Below are 18547 nucleotides of genomic sequence, written 5' to 3'. Positions count from 1 at the left end.
AACACGATCAAAAAAGGCACCCAATGGGTGCCTTTTCTTTAGCGTTCGTTTACTTGTAAAGCTGATGCTTACCAGAAGGTAATGAACAAGCCTACAGTCACCGCCATTCCAACATAGTTATTGTTCAAGAAGGCTTGGAAGCAAAGGTCTCGATCGCGGTGACGCATCAGATGCTGTTGATACACGAACAAGCTTCCCGAAACTAACAGTGCCCAGTAGAACGTATCACCGAGTTGGTAGTGCATGCCCAATGCAATCAACATCGCCAGTGTAACTAACTGCAGCGCGCCAACCATAAGCTTATCAAAACGACCAAACAGAATAGCCGTCGACTTGATGCCAATCTTCAAGTCATCATCTCGGTCAACCATCGCATATTGCGTGTCGTAGGCTATCGTCCACAACGCATTAATCACGAAGATAAACCACACAATGCTTGGCAGTTCATTGGTTTGCGCCGCCCAAGCCATTGGTATTGCCCAACTGAAAGCCAATCCGAGAAACAACTGCGGAAGGTGTGTAAAACGCTTCATGAAAGGATAAATGAACGCTAGACCAACGCCAATAAAAGAGAGCTTAATGGTCAGCGGGTTCATGGTGAGTACCAACAAAAAAGAAACCACAGCTAACACTAGGAAGAGCACAATGGCTTCCTTGCTGGAAACCAAGCCTGAAGGTAATGGACGTTGCTTGGTGCGTTTGACATGACCATCAACTTTACGGTCAGCAAAGTCATTAATCACACAGCCAGCCGATCGCATTAACACCACACCGAGTATGAAAACAACCAAGACATCAAAATCAGGCATGCCTTTCGCAGCAATAATCAGCGACCACAAGGTCGGCCAAAGGAGTAACAGAGTACCAATCGGGCGATTCATTCGCGTCAATTGCCAGTACGCCTTCGCTTTGGTGGCAAGCATTTACACACTCTCCTTAGAGTAAATGGGGGATGTTGGTAAAAAAAGTTCGGCCACAAGCATCGGTTTATGATTCATCCATAATCGAGAACGACGCGCGAGTAATCGCTCATCGCCAGCGATAACCCAACCGACTTGCAGCGCATCTCGCTCCACATTCTCAGCACTGAAAACAGTTAATCCAAGCGGGACATCCCCTTGTTGAGAAAGATCGGAGTGCTGATGGTCTTCTAGGGTAATTCGAGGTATTAAGGTTCGACCTAACACCCACGGCTCATCATCTCCCTTTAAAATCACTTTACGTAGTAAGCAATCATGTGATGATAAAAGGCGTTCTTCGTCCTTCTGCAGAATTGATCGTTCCACAACTTGATTATGAAGCAACTCAACAGACAGGTGCTTGCAGCACTTGCCCAACTTACGGGAAAGCGATCCTTGTTCCATAAGCCACTCTTTGGTGGTTTCATTAGGAAAACTAAATTTTTCTGTGCTTTGCCAATCTACATTCATTAACGAATTTAGATACAATGATATTGACTGATTCATACTAGTATTCAATAGGTGACTTTACACGTACAATAAAGCTTCAACTTTCGAATAAAATTAAAGCGTCCTTCGAATTGTAAACGTATTTAGATTTAGACCGCTCATTGTAACAAGACTAATGCGTTTCGAATATCGCGAATAAACTAAAGAAAAGTCTCAAATATGCACAAACGTTATGTAGCCCAACTATTTATTGCGATTAATCTACTATTTTCAGCATCAAGTTTCGCTGAAGAAGAATCGACACCCAAACTAGCCTACTTCACGCTAGAGCCCGATCTCACCACCAATTTTTACACTAAAGGTAAAAAACTGGGCTATATTCAGGTCCGTCTCGACATAATGGTCGCAAATAGTAATGACTTAGAAGCCATTGAGCATCATCAGCCATTGATTCGTGATGCGGTGATTGAATTACTCGGCAAACAAAATGAAGAGACAATTAAGTCTCTATCCGGTCGTGAAGATTTGAGAAAGTCCTTAGTTGAGCACCTCAATAAAATTTTACTTCCTGAAACAGGTAAAACCCTCATTGCTGACTTATTGTTTACCAAATACCTTTATCAGTAATGATGTAAAACGATTCCCAATAAAAAAGCGGCTCATCTGGCCGCTTTTTTGTCTCTATCGTTTGGCTACTCACGAGAAAAAATGAGTTAGTTTCTTGCCGAGCTTGGTGCTTTCATCGCATCAATCCAACCAATAATGACACCAGCGGCTAGGCCAGCCAAATGCGCTGTATTGGCGATCGCCATAAATGGCTGCATGTACCCAAGCACTAACCACACCAACATAAAGCCGACAATCTGTCTTGGGATACCTAAACCAAGCTGTGGTGCCTTCGCACCTACAACCCATAAGTAACCAACCAAGGCATACACAACACCAGACAAACCACCGAAGTTCGCCCCTTCAACCCAATACTGCCCAGCACCTGAAAGCGCAGAAGAGACAGCAAAGATCTGAAGTAGCTTGAGGCTACCTAGTTTCTTCTCAATGTCCCCACCTAGCTGCCACCACCACAAAATATTGAATGCGATATGCATAACAGAGAAATGCAGAACGGCATGGCTCAACCAACGCCACAACTGCCATTGCTGTCCATCAACCGCTGGGAAATGCAGGGCATTGAAAATAGCTTGGCCAAAACCAATCTGTTGCAGCGCAAAAATTACCACACACACCAACATTAGGCTCAGTGTCACGGGGCCCGCTTTGGCTTTTATCATGCCCATAAAACTTGGCGTGTGATAATGAAAGTTGCTCTTTCTGGTCTCTGCCATGTCCCAAGAGGCCGCTTGATAACGTTTATGATTCGGTTCAGCCAAAAAACGATTCAGCTCAGCTTCGGTTTCAACCTGAAATTGACCATCAAGAAGCCACAAAGCAAAACGCCCTTCTCCCTCTGGAGACATCTGAATAGGGATCTGACGAGAGGCCATATAATCAATAAATGCTTGAGCAAGACGTGGGTTGTCTAACACCATCAGTCTAATCATTGTTACTTCCTATTCATGCTATGGGAGATGCTTGAAGCGTTTAAGTGATAAAGCTATTAACCCGCGATCACCGGAAGTTCAGCACGATGCCAAGCTTCGAAACCGCCATCAACACTATATACCTCTTCAAAGCCTTGGTTCACTAAATATTGTGCTGCGCCTTGGCTACTAATACCGTGGTAACACATCACTAAGATAGGCTGTTCGAACTCAACCTCATCCATAAACGACACCATTGTATCGTTAGTCAGGTGGTAGGCTGTTTCTGAATGGGCAACCGCAAAAGATTGCGGATCTCGTATATCGACAAGTCGAGCTTCACTTTGTTCAATAAGGGCTTGAGCGCCTTTAACGTCGATATGTTTAAACTGGTCCATAACTTTCTCTTTTTATACTGATTTACTTTGCTGCCATTGTAACCTATCCCAAGGCTAACAATCACACCCACTTAATAAGGTTATCCACCAGCGATCACTTTTGCACCATTTGTGGATAAATCTGTGAATTGCGTGAATAAAGTGCCTTTTTAAAAATAGATCCACAACATGTAGTAATGATCCTGATCTAACTGTGGGTTAACTGAAACATATCCCCACGCGAAAAACCCCGCCAAAGCCTTACTACACCCTGCTTTTAGACAGCTGACGAATAAATTCCTCACAGAGTTATCCACAAAATAGTTTTGCAAATTTCGAACGCAAAAGTTGAGAAATCGATCAAAAACAAAAAGGCCGAGATCTCTCGATCTCGGCCTTTTCAAATTCAGCTTATTTTATCGCTTCTGGCTTATCTGCCTTTAGAAGTCACCAACGGCTTGCTTCAATTTCTTCATCGCATTCTTTTCTAACTGGCGAACACGCTCTGCAGAAATGCTATAGGTATCCGCTAAGTCTTGCAGTGTTGCTTTGTTGTCGTCTAACCAACGTGAGCGAACAATGTGTTGACTACGCTCGTCTAAGCTCTTTAATGCGAGACCTAAGCGATTATTAGTATGTGATTCCCAGTTAGCCGCTTCAACCGTCTCAGCAACGTCTGACGCTTTGTCTTCTAGGTAGTAAACTGGAGCCGTGTAAGCAGAACCACCGTCGTCGTCGTCCATAGGCGCTTCAAACGTCGCGTCTTGTGCCGCCAAACGAGATTCCATTTCTCGAACTTCTGAAGGCTCAACACCCAGCTCACGCGCAACCGTCTCAACTTCACCGTTATTGAACCAACCTAAACGCTTTTTAGACTTACGAAGGTTAAAGAACAATTTACGCTGCGCTTTAGTCGTAGCGATCTTAACGATACGCCAGTTACGCAATACGTATTCATGAATCTCAGCTTTGATCCAGTGAACAGCAAAAGAGACTAGACGGACACCAACTTCTGGATTGAAGCGCTTAACAGCCTTCATCAAGCCGATGTTACCTTCTTGGACAAGATCAGCCATTGGCAGCCCATAGCCAGAGTAGCCTCTTGCAACGTGCACCACGAATCGTAGGTGTGAAAGGATCAAGCCTTTCGCAGCATCGATCTCACCTTTGTAATGTAATCGCTCTGCAAGTCCACGTTCCTCTTCAGGTGTCAGCATTGGGTAGCTGTTCGCTGATCGGATATAGCTATCTAAACTATCTTGTGTGACTAAAGCCATTTGATACGCTTGGTTTGCCATTCGGTTCCTCATCAATCTCTGATCTGGAGTAATACATCTATTAAAACCCTACAATCTTGAACCTAAAATGAACAGGTTTCAAGGATGGGGAAGTAATTATGCATAATCAATTCGTCTATACAAGGCTAAAACTGGTTAAGAAGTGCCTATTTTTCGTCTAATTATGACTCTATTCACCTAAACAGGTTCAATTTCTTTTAGGTGACGCTGCGCAGAAAGCTTCGCAGCCACGCTACCAAGCAAGGTTCCGACGATCAAAAGCAATAAAGATTCATCCCAACTCAGGCCAATTAAGCGGAAGTGGCTATCGTACAGCTGAGCCAAGTCATCCACTGCGCTGTTCAGTAATACGGTAATCAATGCCGTCATTACCCACGCGCTAATCGAACCTAATACACCAAACCACATTCCAGCATACAGGTATGGTCGAAGAATGTAGCTGTCGGTAGCACCAATCAGCTTCATGGTTTGAATCTCTTCTTTATGCGCCAACACATTAAATCGTAGTGTGTTGCCGATAATCAGAAATACGGCGCCCAACATCAACACAGTTAAGGTAATCACGATGACAGCCGCAAGTGCTTTGATCGCATCCAGTCGAGCTAACCAGTCTTCATCTAAACGAACATCAGTGACTAACTCTTGTTTCTTAACCTTGCCTGCCAGTTCTTTAATTAACGTGTCGCTGTGTACGCTTGGCGTAATCACCAACACACCTGGCAATGAATAATCATCGAGGATAGTTAGGGCGTCCTCAAAACCAGAATACTGGCTGAGGTCCTCAAGACCTTGCTGTGGAGAAATATACTCCACCAGTTCGACTTGGTCCCAACTTTCGATTTCATCCTTGAGCACCATGACTCTCGGCTCAGGGATACCATCCTCTACATAAGCACTAATTTGTGACGGGCTGGTGACGTCTTTCGCCACTTCACCAACGTTCTTGCCCAGTAGGTACAAACAAGCGGGCATAGCTAAAGCCATTGAAATCACCGCAAGGGTCAGCAAGTTGCCTAACGGGCGCTGCCACATTTGCGAGAACGATGACTTGGCTTGTTTCCAATGAACAACAAAAAAACCGTCGCTTGAAGCCCGGGTTGCTGCTCGATTGGATTGAGGTTTCTTGATGCGCTTATTCGCGGCCATAATCTTCAACCTCACTCAAAAAGCCTTGGTTTAATTCCAGATGACGATACTGAGGGCGAGTGTTCACTAACCCGATATCGTGCGTCGCTAGCATGATCGTGACACCCGCACGGTTGAACTCTTCAAACAAACGTAATACACGACTCGATAGTTCAGGATCTAGGTTACCAGTTGGTTCATCCGCTAAAAGCAGAGTTGGACGGTTAACTACAGCGCGAGCAATACCGACCCGTTGTTGTTCACCTCCAGAGAGCTGGCTTGGCAAACAACGGGCTTTGTCTAATAAACCGGTTTTGTCCAACGCGGCGCTGACTCGACGTTTAATTTCGTTTTCAGAAATAGATTCAATACGCATAGGCAGAGCGACGTTATCGAAGATCGAGCGATCCATCAGTAGGCGGTGATCTTGAAAGACAATTCCGATGTTACGACGTAAAAAGGGAATGTCTTTGGCTGGGATACGAGTAATATCGTGATCGTTAAACCAAACACGTCCGTCAGTTGGACGCTCTATCGCGCAGATCAACTTCAGCAAGGTACTTTTACCGGCACCAGAGTGCCCGCCTAAAAATGCCATCTCTCCTCGTTTGAGATGAAAGTCCACTTTTTGGAGCGCTTGTCGTCCGCCTCGGTAGGCTTTGCTCACTTGCTGAAATTTGATCACCGAAAATTCCTCTTACGATCACTCATATCAAATTTAAAACGGTAGCAGGTTAAGGATAAACCACTTTGCTACTCGCGTTACTCTTCGCGGCTAAATAGTGCTTCAATAAAGTCTTTAGACTCAAATGGACGCAGGTCATCAATGCCTTCACCCACACCAATGTAGCGGATTGGAATCTGGAACTGGTCAGCAATTGAGAAAATTACACCACCTTTCGCTGTACCATCTAGCTTAGTTAGCGTAATTCCCGTTACTGGTGCCACGTCACTAAACAACTTCGCTTGGCTAATCGCATTCTGACCGGTACCTGCATCTAGCGTTAACATGATTTCGTGCGGTGCAGAATCATCGATCTTCTTCATTACACGAACAATCTTGCGTAGCTCTTCCATCAAGTTGCTCTTGTTCTGCAAACGGCCTGCAGTATCTGCAATCACAACATCAACACCACGCGCTTTCGCCGCTTCGATCGCATCGTAGATAACAGACGCGCTATCGGCACCCGTGTGCTGAGCGATAACCGGAACATCATTACGCTGCCCCCAAACCTGAAGTTGTTCAACCGCTGCCGCGCGGAAGGTATCACCCGCCGCCAGCATCACTTTCTTGCCTTCACTTTGGAATTGTTTCGCCAACTTACCGATAGTGGTTGTCTTACCCACGCCATTCACACCCACCATTAAAATAACGTAAGGTGTTTTAGTCGTATCAACAACCAGTGGCTGTTCCACTTGGCTCAAGATTTCTGACATCTCTTCTTTAAGCAGACCATAAAGCGCTTCACCGTCTTTTAGGTCATTACGGGATGCTTTTTCTGTTAGGTTTTCAATGATCTTAACGGTGGTATTCATACCCACGTCGGCGATCAGAAGTTGCTCTTCTAGTTCTTCAAACAGGTCTTCATCGATTTGCTTGCCTTTGAACAAACCAAAGAAGCCAGCACCAATGTTTGCTTTAGTACGGCTTAGGCTACGCTTAAGTCGTGCAAAGAAGCTTTCTGTCGGCTTCTCTTGAACTTCTTCAATCTTAGCTTGAGGAGCAATCACTGCTTCCTGCTCTGCTTCTGCTTCTGCTGGGACAGGTTGTTGCTCTTGTTGAGTTTCTTCAAGCGCTTGATCTGATTCAGCAAGCTCAGATTCAACTGACTTTGATTCAGTTGACTTAACTACTTCAGCTTCAGCCTCGACTTGTGATTCAACTTCAGTTTGATCTTCAACGTTTTCTACGTTCGCTTCATTCTGAGTTTTTGGGCTTTGTTCTTCTTCACCAAAACCAAGCCACGATAATAATCCGCGCTTCTTTTTTTCCGTCATCAGAGGAGTTTCCTAGATCTACTAATTAGCTGTATTGACTTAATACACGTCGACTCTTTGCTATTGTTATACAATACAAGCTTGTACAAACGAATAGTAAAGAAAAATGACAAAGCAGTGATAAGTTTGCTTTTAGCTTGATACACTTTGTCATTGTAAATTTATTTAATACACGAACCCACTTAAATTGGGCTCGGTATAGTATCACTTTATTAGCGGTCAAAAAATCTATGGTAAGACGTCGCCAGCAAAACACATCACAAAAAAAGCCATCCGGAGGCTTTGTTCGAATTATTAGTGGCTCATGGAGAGGTAGAAAACTGCCTGTTCATGATTTAGAAGGGTTACGCCCAACCATTGACCGAGTAAAAGAGACACTCTTTAACTGGGTGGCTCAAGATATCCCACATTCAACTTGCTTGGATGTATTTGCCGGTTCTGGCGGTCTAGGTTTTGAAGCAGCTTCTCGCCAAGCCAAAATGGTGACACTGCTCGAAATGAATCAAAAGGCGGCTAAACAGCTTTCTGATAACGCGAAAGAGCTCAAAGCAGACAACATTAATGTGGTAAATACTGACGCTATCTCTTTCCTTAAGAAGCCAGGCACTCCTTACGATATGGTCTTTCTCGATCCTCCATTTCGTAAAGGCTTACTCGCAGAAACAGTACAACTGCTTGAGAGCAACGGTTGGCTTGCAGACAACGCCATCATTTACGTTGAGACAGAGAAAGAGCTAAAACTCGAAGCTATGCCAGAAAACTGGGAATTACATCGCGATAAGACCACTGGCCAGTCGAGCTACCGACTGTTCAATCGAATCACTGAAGAATAGGAGTTATTGAATGAAGTTCTTGCTTCCACTAGCAAAAGCAGCCATCGCCTTTGTTTGGTTTATCTTAATCGCCAATATTTTCTACCCATTCCCTGGTAATGCTGCGATTGCGCTTTATATCATGACAGCATTCTTGTTCTTCATGCACGGCCTGCAGATGCTGATTTTCATCGGTGCTTTTGGCGATAAGATCGAAATGTCACGTTGGGAGAAATGGTCAATACTGATTTTCGGAGTCTTTGCCCTACTCGATATCCGACGCAAACACATGATGTAATAAAACGTAAGCTCAGATACAAAATACTGAACTACAGAAAACATCATGACAGAAACAGTAGATACAAAAGCGCCGCTCATTTGAGCGGCGTTTTTTTATTCATCGTTGATACTGATGTTAGCCCATGTAGCCCTTTACACCATCTAGGAACATTTGCGTCGACAGCATAACCAGCAACAAGCCCATCAAGCGCTCGATGGCTTTAAGGCCTCTCTCACCCAGTACTCGTAGGAAGAAGCCATTAAACATCAGAATAAAGAAGGTCGCGCCCCAAGCCAGCATCACAGCAGCTGAGAGCTCTAACATGTTGTCAGGGTGCTGGGTCGACAACAGAATCAATGCCGCAATCACCGACGGGCCTGCAATCATAGGGATCGCCATAGGCACGATAAACGGTTCTTCACCCGCCGCGAGGCCGGTAATACTGCCCGCACTTGGGAAAATCATCTTAATCGCGATGATGAACAGAATAATACCGCCAGAGATGCTCAAGGTTTCAGGCTGCACGTGCAGAAAGTTCATGATGCTTTGACCAGCAAACAAGAACAACAGCAAGATAATCAGCGCAAACATCAGCTCACGAACAAGAACAATACGGCGACGCTTCGGATCAATATGCTTAAGGATAGAGAGCACGATTGGTAGATTACCAAGGGGATCCATAATAAGAAACAGCATGGTTGCTGCAGATAAAATTTCCATAAATTTGTCTCGAAAGCGTAAGTGCGCGGAGTATAGCAGCCTCAAGATTGATTTTCGAACACAGTAACAAACTTAGGAATTTACGTTATTGGAAAGGTATTAATGAGAGCCAAACGAGGGAGAAATAGTCGGAGTGGAGCGAGAATATCGCATCCACTCGCTAATCACAGTTCACTGTTCACTGTTCACTGTTCACTGGCGACAAGAACTGATGGTCATTCAAGATCAGTGGTTGCAAACACGTTCGCGATTAGTGCAAAGCTTGTCATCAATGATCTCGACCTTTTCCATCTTCAGGAAAAACTTCAGTAGGCCATCCAAATCCAAACCGTTCAGCTTACACGTATGAAAGCGAGCTTCAGCGCCATAGGTTTGAGCAAGCTCTTGCGTCAACTCTTCACGAGTCAGCGGCTTTTCACTCAGTAGGTTTAAAACGTTGTGTGCGTGGATTTCAGTGGTCATAACTCTATCTCATGTTTAATGAATTAAGCGTAGAGTACCGACTTTCAACAAGGCTGCCTTGATGTAGCTCAGAATTAAGCGAGCTCTACCCTAAATGGTGAGGGAAGCAACGATGAGAGCGTGTGCAAGAAAATAACTGCCCGTTATCCAAAAGTAAGCGCCCTTTATTGGGCTGCGATAGAAATTTAGGGCGTACGCCAATGCAGAAAGCAGCAGCACGCAGCAACCAACAAAACCAACAGCATGTGATAGCTGAGGCTCAAGTAACCAGACTTCACCAGAAGCCCAAGCAAGCTGAATGAGCACAATACCCATTATAACCACTGGAAAAACGAGTTTGTCTAAACGAGGGAGTAATAGGAAGAAAGCAACGATACATGCAGCTAACAGCAGCGCGAACAACCACCAGACCATTTCCCCCGATAGCTGTAACCAAAATGCTTTGCTGTAACAAAGTTGAGCCAACAGGAAACAAACAAAATGTAGAAGACGTTTTTGAGTAACAGTATGAAGCACATCTGCGATCGCGGAGATCGCTAACCCAGCCACTACCCAATAAGTAAAATCAACGACAACAGATTGAGTTAGAGCAATAGTCGCCAATAATACAAAGGTAAAGACCTTATACAATAAAGCCTGACCGATATGCCCATGTTTCGTTCCTGTTATTACTCCAATACCAGACAAGGAAACCGCCAACCAACTCCACATACCATTTGCCCTATTGCTTTTAATCGTCGCCAGTCTAGGCACACGGGTGTTGATGTAAAGCCTCAGTCCTTCAAAATTGGATCTTGATTACGCTTCCACTAAAAAGAGCGTCTTTAAATTGAAGTCGTCATAATTCCCGCAGCGATAGTGATTATTCTTTTAAAAATAGACTCATTAATCGGAAAACTCATATAAATTGACGCTAGAGAACTCAAACTTCAATTACAACCACTTCTAGCTTGTCACATCCACAATATGTCGTCATATTATGTAAATACCACACAACTAAAAGTTTAAAATAAGTATAAAAAAATCATTAAAAACAATGACTTAAAATCGAAAAATAGACTTATTCGGAAATTTCCAACACTAGGCAAACCTAGACTTACAAAGTACGTAAATTACTTTTCTAAAACCCACTTTGTCAGGTTTCGCCAAGCTTCCTGTCAAAAAACCATCACAATAATCAAACCTAAAACCCACAAAACCCAAGAAAACAAACCCAGACACCACCAAGCCCTATTAATACAGTTTAACAACCTTTAACAATATAAATTACACAAAACACCCATTACAAAACAACAACTTAAATCAAATAAGAACAAAAAAAAATCATAGCGAACAAAATAAGAACACACCAAAACACACAGTAAACATAGCGAAATTGATATAAAACCCAATAGTTTTCTATCACTTTTAAAGGTTTCGAAAGTAATTCTTGATCTAAAGCCATAAGTAGTGCTATTCTTTGAAACATAGCGAGAGACAACCAAATTTAGGAGTAGTGTTATGATTTCATCTTCGCAAAGACAAGGACTTGTAATGATCGCGGTAGTTGTAGGTCTAATGACACTACCGATGATGTACTAAGCAAGTTACAGATAAAAAAAGGGACGCCATGAGCGTCCCTTTTTTTGTTCAATTTTTTCACTTCGAAAACAGATGCAGTGTTAGCACATCCCAGTTCACATAATAGAAACCTGCGGCAGCTAAAGTCATTGCCATCATCAGTAAGATCGCAACTCGCCAGATAAAACGACCACTACGTGGAGTCAACGCCTTCTCACAATCGTTACACATCATGATGAACTTCTGTTGGTCTTCCAACTTAGCCTCATGCTCATTGACTACCTTATTACGACACGTTGCGATATAACGCAGTTTGCTCACCATATCGTGCGGTAGCCTTTCTTCACAGCTTGTTACAAGCTCATGCAATCCTTCGCCTTCGGCATGATATTGAAGTCTCAATAATTTCTCAATATTACGAGTTCTTGTCACCACTTTTTCAATATCGGTCATATTAGCCCTCCCACTCCACACTATAATTCTAGTCGAGCATTTCCTTATTCTTATACAAAATCACTGTTATTTACGAGAGAAAGAGACAATAAATAACAATGCTTTATCCAAAACTGACCTCTAAATGTGATGTCTGCCGAAAAATAATCAGCTTGGCTTACAACAGTTCACGAATAACGGCTTTAAACACATCTCCCTATTGATTGAAAGATTAGAATAGCCATCACGACTACATGGAGGTTACATGCCTAATTCACTTTTTTTTGCCATATTTGCACTCGCCGGTCTAGCGGCTTGGGTATTTCTTGGTTTCTATCGAAAGCACTCACAAGGTGAAAATGCGCCAGAAAAGAAAGTGAACGTTACGGTATTAGACAAACAATCCATCGACCTTCCTGATGCAGAACCAGGTCAAGAAGATCAAGAGTACTGGATTTACGTTCAACGTGGTGTGGTTGGTCCAAAACGAGAATTCCAAGTCGGTATCCACTACTTCCACGCCCTTAATCCTGGCGACAAAGGAACCTTAACTTACCAAGGCGATAAGTTCTTACACTTTGCGTTGAAGCGCTAACCCTAGCCGCCTCAACTGCCTCTTCTAAGTAATCCATCAGAAAGCCTTAGCACCCACCACTAAGGCAATAACCAACGTGTTTTCTCTGACTTAGAGACCAACCAGCTCATCCATAACGCGCCAGCTCCGCTGATCACAATCCATAGAGGAATAACCCAGGCTGGATGTCCTTGGTACCAACCGAACTCTTTCATTGGCCACAAGAAAATCGGGTGCAGCAGATAAATACCTAAGCTGTGTTTACTGATAAAACCAACCACTTGATTGCTCTTCTCAGACAAGCCTTCACCATAGTAACGGCACACCATGAACACCATGCTCGCTGCTAATACCGTATTCAACGTCTTGTAAGATAACCAACGCCCTACCGTGTACTCTTCTGCGACCAAGCTTGCATCAACCACCATGTAAACCGTGGTCAGTAACGCTAATCCACCAAGTAACACACTCACGCCAACTGTCATCTTGTTAAGTGGAACAATCTTATACAGCAAGTAGCCCAACGGTAAGTACCCGGTGTACAACCACAATTCGTGACTCCAAGGGCCATCGATTTTCAATAAGAACAATAACGTTGTGAACAACCATACCGCCGTAAAGGCATAGACAGATCTATCACCGTACTTTCTGACCATGATCTGTAAAAAAGGAATCACAAAGTAGAGTGGGATGAAGTAATAGAAAAAACCAAGGTGATAGTAGGTATAGTGATGATAGCTATTGAGTAGCACATCCCAACTGACGGCAGCATCGAAGCCCATTAGCGACCAACCTGATAGGTAGGTATAGAAAAGCGACCAAACAATGAATGGGATCAGTACCTTGCCCAGACGGCGCTTAAGGTAATACTTGGCATCAAACGGGCGCTGATCACTTAGCATCAGAGCACCAGTAATCAAGATGAACACCGGCACCGCCCAGCGACTGAAACCATTCACCGTAATAGCGGTCAGCCACTCACCGAAAGGAATGGTGCTTAATTCATTGCGATAAGGCGCCAAAACATGAATCGCGATAACGGCTATGGCCGCGACACATCGTGCTAAGTCAAAAAAGAGAATTCGCTGCTTCATGTAAATGCCTGATTAATTTTCAATCATTCTACTATAGCAATAAAAAAGCTGACCGGAATAAATACCAAGTCAGCTTACTGTTAAAGGAGAGACTTATCGCGAATTAAGCTCATTCGTCTCTAGGTTATACGACTTAAAGCTTATGCGACTTTGACTCTTACAAATGAGGCTTATGCGGCTGAAGCTTATGCCGCTGACGTTTGCGGCACTTTCGGTAACCGCAAAGAGATCACCGTCGTGATCGCTAAGAACGCGAAGGAGACCCACAAACACGCAGACAAACCGGCTATTTGGAAGACCAAGCCTGATAATATCGTACCAATCAAACGGCCCATCGCGTTTGCCATGTAGTAGAAACCGACATCAAGAGACACCCCATCTCCTTTCGCATAACTCACAATCAGGTATGAGTGAAGTGATGAGTTCACCGCAAAGATAGCACCAAATACCATCAATCCACCGATGATAACTAGCTCTGGTTGCCAGCCAATTTGCACCGCATAGGCGATACCGGCAGTCACAATAGCCAATGCACCCGCCCATAGTAGCGCTGCATGACCATCAGGCACCTTACCTTGTGCTTTACCAGTAATCTTAGGCGCAATGCCCTGCACAAAACCGTATGCAATGGTCCAAGCCGCTAAGAAGCCACCCACCCATGAGTGGTCCCAACCAAACACACTGCCTAGATAAATTGGCAAAGCAATCACAAACCAAACATCACGAGCACCAAACAGGAACATACGCGCAGCCGACAAGATATTGATGGATTCAGACTTAGAGAAGATCTGTTTGAACTTAGGCTTGGTTTTCGCTTTGCCCATGTCTGCTTCTAAGCTCACTAAACTGCCAATGAACACCAATGTCAGCACAGCAGCCATCGCGAGCACTGCGTATTGGAAACCAATCGTCGAAAGCAGTAAGCCACCGATAAAGAACCCTGCACCTTTCAGTGCATTCTTAGATCCGGTTAGAATCGCAATCCACTTATAAAGCGCACCTTGCTGCTCATCTGGGACTAAGGTTTTAATCGAGCTTTTAGCACTCATCTTATTGAGATCTTTAGCGATACCAGACAAGGCCTGCGCCGCCATTACCCAAGGAATGGTCAACATTGCGGTTGGCACCGCCAGCATGCCCAAGGCGACAACTTGCATCCCTAAACCGATATTCATGGTCTTATTGAGGCCAAGACGCGCCCCTAACCAACCACCGATTAGGTTAGTCACCACACCAAAGAATTCATAGAAAAGGAACAGTGAAGCGATTTCGAACGAACTGTAGCCAAGATCGTAAAAATACAAAACCACCAGCATACGAAGTGCACCATCCGTAATGGTGAAATTCCAGTAGTTGAAGGTCACCAACATGTATTGGCGAACGCTCTTACTTAGATTTGAAAACATAACGCTATCTCTGCAATCTAAACAAAAAGAGCTTTTAGATCATAGGTGTCCAAAAGCTCTAATTCTTACTTTCCACTTAACTTATACTCAAAATAATTGGAGTTGCAGCTAGGTAACCTTTTCCCTACAAAGGAATGAAGTTCAGCCCTATCAGCATAGGTGATCTATGTGATAAGGATGAACTTGCGCAGTTAACAACGCTGCAGGTTCAAGTATGAAGAGCTACGCAGAAGCTACGCCGTTGATATACTCAACCTGAATAGGCTTAGTAAATGCGCCCGGACGCAGTGCCTGCACTTCTTGAACAATCTTGCTCATGTCCCAGCTCTTCTCTAGCAGTAGGTGTGCAGCCAATAAGCCAGTGCGACCAGAACCGCCCATGCAGTGCATCGCTACCTTGCCGCCGTTATCCACAACTTGGTGTAGCGCAGGGCTCGCCGCTTGCCATTTCGCAGCAAAATCAGTACCTGGTGCACAATCGTCTTCGATTTCGATTTGGAACCACTGCATGCCTAGTGCTTGCGCTTTCTCGCCTAGCTCAGATACGTTCTTGCTCGCCAGTTCTTCACTGTCTAAAGCTGTCACAATCGCTTCCACGCCTTGCGCTTTAAGTTGCGCTAGAGATGCATCTAAGTCAGCTTCCTTAGTGCCTGGGCACGGAGTAAGCACTAACGCACCAGTGTCTAAATCTAGTTGCCATGTTGGGTGTGTCATTATGTATTCTCCAGATTCTACTATTTATTAAGCACGCAGGCTTATGCAAGGCCGACTGTACGTACTAGCTCAGCGGTACGCGTTGCGTAACCCATCTCGTTGTCGTACCAAGCGTAGATCTTAACCATACGCTTACCGACTAGCATGGTTGATAGTGCATCCACGATAGTTGAGCGTTGATCGCCTTTATAATCGATAGAAACCAATGGACGCTCTTCAAAGCCAAGAATGCCTTTCAATTCATTCTCAGACGCTTCTTTGAGCATCGCGTTAACTTCTTCTGCTGTGGTGTCTTGTTTCACTTCGAAGATGATGTCGGTCAGAGAAGCATTCGCTAGTGGTACACGAACCGCGTGGCCGTTGATACGGTTTTCAAGCTCTGGGAAGATTTCAACAATCGCTTTAGCGCTGCCTGTCGTTGTTGGGATAAGGCTCATGCCACATGCACGAGCACGACGTAAGTCTTTATGGGGCGCATCAAGAATAGTTTGCGTATTGGTTAGATCGTGAATAGTGGTGAAAGCTGCATTTTCGATACCCAGGTTCTCGTTGATCACTTTAACCACTGGCGCGAGACAGTTGGTTGTACAAGATGCTGCGGTTACGATTTTATGTACCGCTGGATCGAAGATAGCGTCATTCACACCGACAACGATGTTTGCAATGCCTTCTTCTTTCACTGGCGCCGATACCACAACGCGCTTCACACCTTGCTCAAGGTATTTATTTAGGAAAGATGCCTTACGGTGAACACCGGTCGCTTCAAGAACAACATCGCAACCAGACCAATCGATCGCATCGATGTCGCGCTCTTGCGTAGTTCTAATGCGTTGACCGTTGATGATCATCTCATCGCCTTCAACTGCGACTTCGTGATTCCAGCGACCTTGAACAGAATCGAACTCAAGCAAGTGAGCCAGTGTCGCTGTATCGCCAGCCACATCGTTAATCTGAACAAACTCTAGCTCAGCCCAATCGAATGCTGCGCGAAGTGCTAAACGGCCGATACGACCAAAACCATTGATACCTACTTTGACTGTCATTTTCTATTCTCTCAGCTCGTGGTGAATCTAAAAATATTCAATTAAACGCAACATTGAGGGCGTGAAGTCATGGCTTCTAAGCGCTCAGTGTCTTGTTGGTATTCAGTTTTCAAACAGTTCGATGCGATAAGGTCATCAATTAACTTTAGCATCCAACCTGGTAAATCTTGTGACAGGCGGTAAAACACCCACTGCCCCTGGCGAACATCAGTCAAAATGCCGTTTGAACGCAACTGCGCAAGATGGCGTGAAACCTTTGGCTGACTTTCTTGCAATGCCTGAGTCAACTCACCAACCGATAAGCACTCATTGCGAACGATCAACATTAAGCAACGCACTCGCGTTTCATCGGACAGTAATTTAAAAAATTGGTGAGGAAGCATAAATACATACTCATATATGGATATGCATATATATTAGATGTAAAAAAACGCACGTCAAGGCGTGCGTTTTCATTGTCATAAAAGTTTAACGAAGATAAATCAGAGCTGATTGGTTACGTTATGACTCCAGCGTCGAGCTTCGGTGAGCTCAGTTTTAACCTGTTCCACACTCAATCCTAAATGAGCACAGTGCTCATCCATCTGCTGCCAATCGGCATGTTCAAAGCTCTCTTCAAGGGCCAGCAAGGTTCCATATGGCCCTTCTCTACGTAGCAGAGCCACCTTGATACTTTTACACAAAGGCAGTTGCTCAACTAAATTCTCTAACGACAAGTCGAGCAGCGCATCAAGCAACGAGAACAAACCAATCATAAACGCCTGCTCAGTGTGCCCTGCAAATACCTGGTAACGAGACATGCGCTGGCAAAACTGTGCACGCTGCAAAGACAGGCCATACAGTTCTTTGGGCTTTTTATCAGAGACATAAGACGCTACTGCTAGCGAGACAAACATTTTCAGTTTCTCTTGCCCTAAATAAACCAAGGCCTGACGAAATGAAGAGATGGTGACCTCAAGGCGGGGTGACATAGTGTTCACAAAGCGCAGTAGTTTATAAGATAAGGCAATGTCTTTCGCGACGATGCTTTCGACACGTTGGAAGTCGACATCAGGCTTACAGACTTCCTGGAATAGCTCCATCGCTATCACTTGCTCTGGGCTAATATACTTAGTCTTTATGATTTCTGGCTTACTAAAGAAATAGCCTTGGAAAAACTTAAAACCTGCTTCTTTCGCTTGTTGGAACTCTTGTTCCGTTTCAACCCGCTCAGCAAGAAAACTATACTTCTTCCCTTCGTGCTTTTTGACTAACTCACACGCCGCATCCAACCCCATCTGCATGATATCAAGCTTAACAATATGCGTATATTGAAGGAAACGTTCCCACTCAGGTGTCGAAGTAAAGTCATCTAGGGCAATCATATACCCTGCTTGATAAAGCTCTTTAATTACCTCTAATAGCTCATCGGTCGGTTGGCAAGTTTCAAGAATCTCAACTACGACCTTATCTTTCGGTAAGCTCATTGGAAGACGACGAATCAAGCTTTGATACGGAAAATTAATAAAGCAGCGTGAAGATGGGATCGAAGGGTTAAGCCCAACGGACAAGAAGTTTTCAACGATCAGGCGATACGTTGCTCGATTAGACTCAATATGCGCGGGGTAGGCATTCCTATCACCGTCACGAAACAGCAGCTCATAACCAAGCGTGTTCTTGTTACGGTTTAAGATAGGTTGTCGAGCAACGTACGTAGCGGTCATTTATT

22 protein-coding genes are annotated in these 18547 nt (G+C 44.3%); 4 read left to right on the top strand and 18 right to left on the bottom strand.

Going from position 1 to position 18547, the window contains the following annotated elements; all coding sequences use genetic code 11:
* Window positions 1–68 precede the first annotated feature (68 nt).
* Together ubiA and K08M4_RS00590 are read right to left on the bottom strand one after the other, a co-directional pair.
* Window positions 69–923, bottom strand: coding sequence for a 4-hydroxybenzoate octaprenyltransferase (gene ubiA / locus K08M4_RS00595; RefSeq protein WP_009848245.1), 855 nt, complete (start codon window positions 921–923; stop codon window positions 69–71).
* Complete coding sequence (locus K08M4_RS00590) at window positions 924–1466, bottom strand: chorismate lyase (RefSeq protein ID WP_170213746.1); 543 nt, start codon at window positions 1464–1466, stop codon at window positions 924–926.
* Window positions 1467–1628: 162 nt separating this feature from the next.
* Between K08M4_RS00590 and K08M4_RS00585 the strand changes: the two genes are divergently transcribed.
* Window positions 1629–2036 (top strand): flagellar basal body-associated protein FliL, encoded by a 408-nt coding sequence (locus K08M4_RS00585; RefSeq protein WP_009848242.1) that lies wholly within the window; start codon window positions 1629–1631, stop codon window positions 2034–2036.
* Between the two features lie 86 nt (window positions 2037–2122).
* On the opposite strand, the gene glpG is transcribed toward K08M4_RS00585, so the two are convergent.
* The 6 genes from glpG to ftsY all read right to left on the bottom strand — a co-directional run bounded on the left by glpG (window position 2123) and on the right by ftsY (window position 7742).
* Window positions 2123–2965: a rhomboid family intramembrane serine protease GlpG gene (gene glpG / locus K08M4_RS00580; RefSeq protein WP_086048550.1), complete on the bottom strand. Its 843-nt coding sequence runs from the start codon at window positions 2963–2965 to the stop codon at window positions 2123–2125.
* 56 nt (window positions 2966–3021) lie between these two features.
* Window positions 3022–3342: a thiosulfate sulfurtransferase GlpE gene (gene glpE / locus K08M4_RS00575; RefSeq protein ID WP_009848240.1), complete on the bottom strand. Its 321-nt coding sequence runs from the start codon at window positions 3340–3342 to the stop codon at window positions 3022–3024.
* Between the two features lie 419 nt (window positions 3343–3761).
* A complete protein-coding gene (rpoH, locus tag K08M4_RS00570; RefSeq protein ID WP_010438716.1) occupies window positions 3762–4619 on the bottom strand; it encodes an RNA polymerase sigma factor RpoH in 858 nt (285 codons plus the stop codon).
* A 177-nt stretch (window positions 4620–4796) separates the two neighbouring features.
* The gene (gene ftsX, locus K08M4_RS00565) at window positions 4797–5765 is read right to left on the bottom strand and encodes a permease-like cell division protein FtsX (protein WP_086048549.1); all 969 of its coding nucleotides are present in this window, start codon (window positions 5763–5765) and stop codon (window positions 4797–4799) included.
* On the bottom strand, window positions 5752–6429 hold the full coding sequence (gene ftsE / locus K08M4_RS00560; RefSeq protein ID WP_009848236.1) for a cell division ATP-binding protein FtsE: 678 nt from the start codon (window positions 6427–6429) through the stop codon (window positions 5752–5754). The genes ftsX and ftsE overlap by 14 nt, the downstream gene beginning before the upstream one ends.
* A 77-nt stretch (window positions 6430–6506) precedes the next feature.
* Entirely contained in the window at window positions 6507–7742 is a 1236-nt protein-coding gene (ftsY, locus tag K08M4_RS00555) for a signal recognition particle-docking protein FtsY (protein WP_086048548.1), read from the bottom strand.
* 230 nt (window positions 7743–7972) lie between these two features.
* Here ftsY and rsmD point away from each other — a divergent pair, with 230 nt between their 5' ends.
* Window positions 7973–8575 carry a 16S rRNA (guanine(966)-N(2))-methyltransferase RsmD gene (gene rsmD / locus K08M4_RS00550; protein WP_017061036.1) on the top strand — a complete coding sequence of 201 codons (603 nt, stop codon included), beginning with the start codon at window positions 7973–7975 and terminating at the stop codon, window positions 8573–8575.
* A gap of 10 nt (window positions 8576–8585) precedes the next feature.
* Window positions 8586–8852 (top strand): DUF1145 domain-containing protein, encoded by a 267-nt coding sequence (locus K08M4_RS00545; RefSeq protein WP_009848233.1) that lies wholly within the window; start codon window positions 8586–8588, stop codon window positions 8850–8852.
* A 117-nt stretch (window positions 8853–8969) separates the two neighbouring features.
* Here the strand turns inward: K08M4_RS00545 and K08M4_RS00540 are convergent, their stop codons facing one another.
* From K08M4_RS00540 to K08M4_RS00520, 4 genes are all read right to left on the bottom strand, one after another.
* Window positions 8970–9554 (bottom strand): YhgN family NAAT transporter, encoded by a 585-nt coding sequence (locus K08M4_RS00540; RefSeq protein WP_048658880.1) that lies wholly within the window; start codon window positions 9552–9554, stop codon window positions 8970–8972.
* A gap of 225 nt (window positions 9555–9779) precedes the next feature.
* Window positions 9780–10016, bottom strand: coding sequence for a YecH family metal-binding protein (locus K08M4_RS00535; protein ID WP_086048547.1), 237 nt, complete (start codon window positions 10014–10016; stop codon window positions 9780–9782).
* Between the two features lie 90 nt (window positions 10017–10106).
* Window positions 10107–10727, bottom strand: a complete 621-nt coding sequence (locus tag K08M4_RS00530; RefSeq protein WP_086048546.1) for a lysoplasmalogenase — start codon at window positions 10725–10727, stop codon at window positions 10107–10109.
* A gap of 927 nt (window positions 10728–11654) precedes the next feature.
* Window positions 11655–12029 (bottom strand): DUF4145 domain-containing protein, encoded by a 375-nt coding sequence (locus tag K08M4_RS00520; protein ID WP_086048545.1) that lies wholly within the window; start codon window positions 12027–12029, stop codon window positions 11655–11657.
* Window positions 12030–12273: 244 nt separating this feature from the next.
* Between K08M4_RS00520 and K08M4_RS00515 the strand changes: the two genes are divergently transcribed.
* Window positions 12274–12603, top strand: a complete 330-nt coding sequence (locus tag K08M4_RS00515) for a DUF2500 domain-containing protein (RefSeq protein WP_009848228.1) — start codon at window positions 12274–12276, stop codon at window positions 12601–12603.
* 59 nt (window positions 12604–12662) lie between these two features.
* Here the strand turns inward: K08M4_RS00515 and K08M4_RS00510 are convergent, their stop codons facing one another.
* From K08M4_RS00510 to K08M4_RS00485, 6 genes are all read right to left on the bottom strand, one after another.
* Window positions 12663–13676, bottom strand: coding sequence for an acyltransferase (locus K08M4_RS00510; RefSeq protein ID WP_086048544.1), 1014 nt, complete (start codon window positions 13674–13676; stop codon window positions 12663–12665).
* A 185-nt stretch (window positions 13677–13861) separates the two neighbouring features.
* On the bottom strand, window positions 13862–15082 hold the full coding sequence (arsJ, locus tag K08M4_RS00505; RefSeq protein ID WP_086048543.1) for an organoarsenical effux MFS transporter ArsJ: 1221 nt from the start codon (window positions 15080–15082) through the stop codon (window positions 13862–13864).
* Between the two features lie 222 nt (window positions 15083–15304).
* On the bottom strand, window positions 15305–15796 hold the full coding sequence (locus K08M4_RS00500) for a cyclin-dependent kinase inhibitor 3 family protein (RefSeq protein WP_086048542.1): 492 nt from the start codon (window positions 15794–15796) through the stop codon (window positions 15305–15307).
* A 41-nt stretch (window positions 15797–15837) separates the two neighbouring features.
* Window positions 15838–16839, bottom strand: coding sequence for an ArsJ-associated glyceraldehyde-3-phosphate dehydrogenase (locus K08M4_RS00495; RefSeq protein WP_086048541.1), 1002 nt, complete (start codon window positions 16837–16839; stop codon window positions 15838–15840).
* Window positions 16840–16880: 41 nt separating this feature from the next.
* Window positions 16881–17222, bottom strand: coding sequence for a metalloregulator ArsR/SmtB family transcription factor (locus K08M4_RS00490; protein WP_086048540.1), 342 nt, complete (start codon window positions 17220–17222; stop codon window positions 16881–16883).
* Between the two features lie 99 nt (window positions 17223–17321).
* Window positions 17322–18542: an EAL and HDOD domain-containing protein gene (locus K08M4_RS00485; RefSeq protein WP_086048539.1), complete on the bottom strand. Its 1221-nt coding sequence runs from the start codon at window positions 18540–18542 to the stop codon at window positions 17322–17324.
* Window positions 18543–18547 lie beyond the last annotated feature (5 nt).

This window comes from Vibrio syngnathi (assembly GCF_002119525.1).
GTDB lineage: Bacteria > Pseudomonadota > Gammaproteobacteria > Enterobacterales > Vibrionaceae > Vibrio > Vibrio syngnathi.
Note: the sequence above shows the minus strand (reverse complement) of the source record. Positions and strands in the feature narration are given on the sequence as shown.

Bases quoted from the DNA above. Each gene is read 5' to 3' on its own strand.
- ubiA (WP_009848245.1), bottom strand. From the start codon at position 923: ATGCTTGCCACCAAAGCGAAGGCGTACTGGCAATTGACGCGAATGAAT.
- K08M4_RS00590 (WP_170213746.1), bottom strand. From the start codon at position 1,466: ATGAATCAGTCAATATCATTGTATCTAAATTCGTTAATGAATGTAGAT.
- K08M4_RS00585 (WP_009848242.1), top strand. From the start codon at position 1,629: ATGCACAAACGTTATGTAGCCCAACTATTTATTGCGATTAATCTACTA.
- glpG (WP_086048550.1), bottom strand. From the start codon at position 2,965: ATGATTAGACTGATGGTGTTAGACAACCCACGTCTTGCTCAAGCATTT.
- glpE (WP_009848240.1), bottom strand. From the start codon at position 3,342: ATGGACCAGTTTAAACATATCGACGTTAAAGGCGCTCAAGCCCTTATT.
- rpoH (WP_010438716.1), bottom strand. From the start codon at position 4,619: ATGGCAAACCAAGCGTATCAAATGGCTTTAGTCACACAAGATAGTTTA.
- ftsX (WP_086048549.1), bottom strand. From the start codon at position 5,765: ATGGCCGCGAATAAGCGCATCAAGAAACCTCAATCCAATCGAGCAGCA.
- ftsY (WP_086048548.1), bottom strand. From the start codon at position 7,742: ATGACGGAAAAAAAGAAGCGCGGATTATTATCGTGGCTTGGTTTTGGT.
- rsmD (WP_017061036.1), top strand. From the start codon at position 7,973: ATGGTAAGACGTCGCCAGCAAAACACATCACAAAAAAAGCCATCCGGA.
- K08M4_RS00545 (WP_009848233.1), top strand. From the start codon at position 8,586: ATGAAGTTCTTGCTTCCACTAGCAAAAGCAGCCATCGCCTTTGTTTGG.
- K08M4_RS00540 (WP_048658880.1), bottom strand. From the start codon at position 9,554: ATGGAAATTTTATCTGCAGCAACCATGCTGTTTCTTATTATGGATCCC.
- K08M4_RS00535 (WP_086048547.1), bottom strand. From the start codon at position 10,016: ATGACCACTGAAATCCACGCACACAACGTTTTAAACCTACTGAGTGAA.
- K08M4_RS00530 (WP_086048546.1), bottom strand. From the start codon at position 10,727: ATGTGGAGTTGGTTGGCGGTTTCCTTGTCTGGTATTGGAGTAATAACA.
- K08M4_RS00520 (WP_086048545.1), bottom strand. From the start codon at position 12,029: ATGACCGATATTGAAAAAGTGGTGACAAGAACTCGTAATATTGAGAAA.
- K08M4_RS00515 (WP_009848228.1), top strand. From the start codon at position 12,274: ATGCCTAATTCACTTTTTTTTGCCATATTTGCACTCGCCGGTCTAGCG.
- K08M4_RS00510 (WP_086048544.1), bottom strand. From the start codon at position 13,676: ATGAAGCAGCGAATTCTCTTTTTTGACTTAGCACGATGTGTCGCGGCC.
- arsJ (WP_086048543.1), bottom strand. From the start codon at position 15,082: ATGTTTTCAAATCTAAGTAAGAGCGTTCGCCAATACATGTTGGTGACC.
- K08M4_RS00500 (WP_086048542.1), bottom strand. From the start codon at position 15,796: ATGACACACCCAACATGGCAACTAGATTTAGACACTGGTGCGTTAGTG.
- K08M4_RS00495 (WP_086048541.1), bottom strand. From the start codon at position 16,839: ATGACAGTCAAAGTAGGTATCAATGGTTTTGGTCGTATCGGCCGTTTA.
- K08M4_RS00490 (WP_086048540.1), bottom strand. From the start codon at position 17,222: ATGCTTCCTCACCAATTTTTTAAATTACTGTCCGATGAAACGCGAGTG.
- K08M4_RS00485 (WP_086048539.1), bottom strand. From the start codon at position 18,542: ATGACCGCTACGTACGTTGCTCGACAACCTATCTTAAACCGTAACAAG.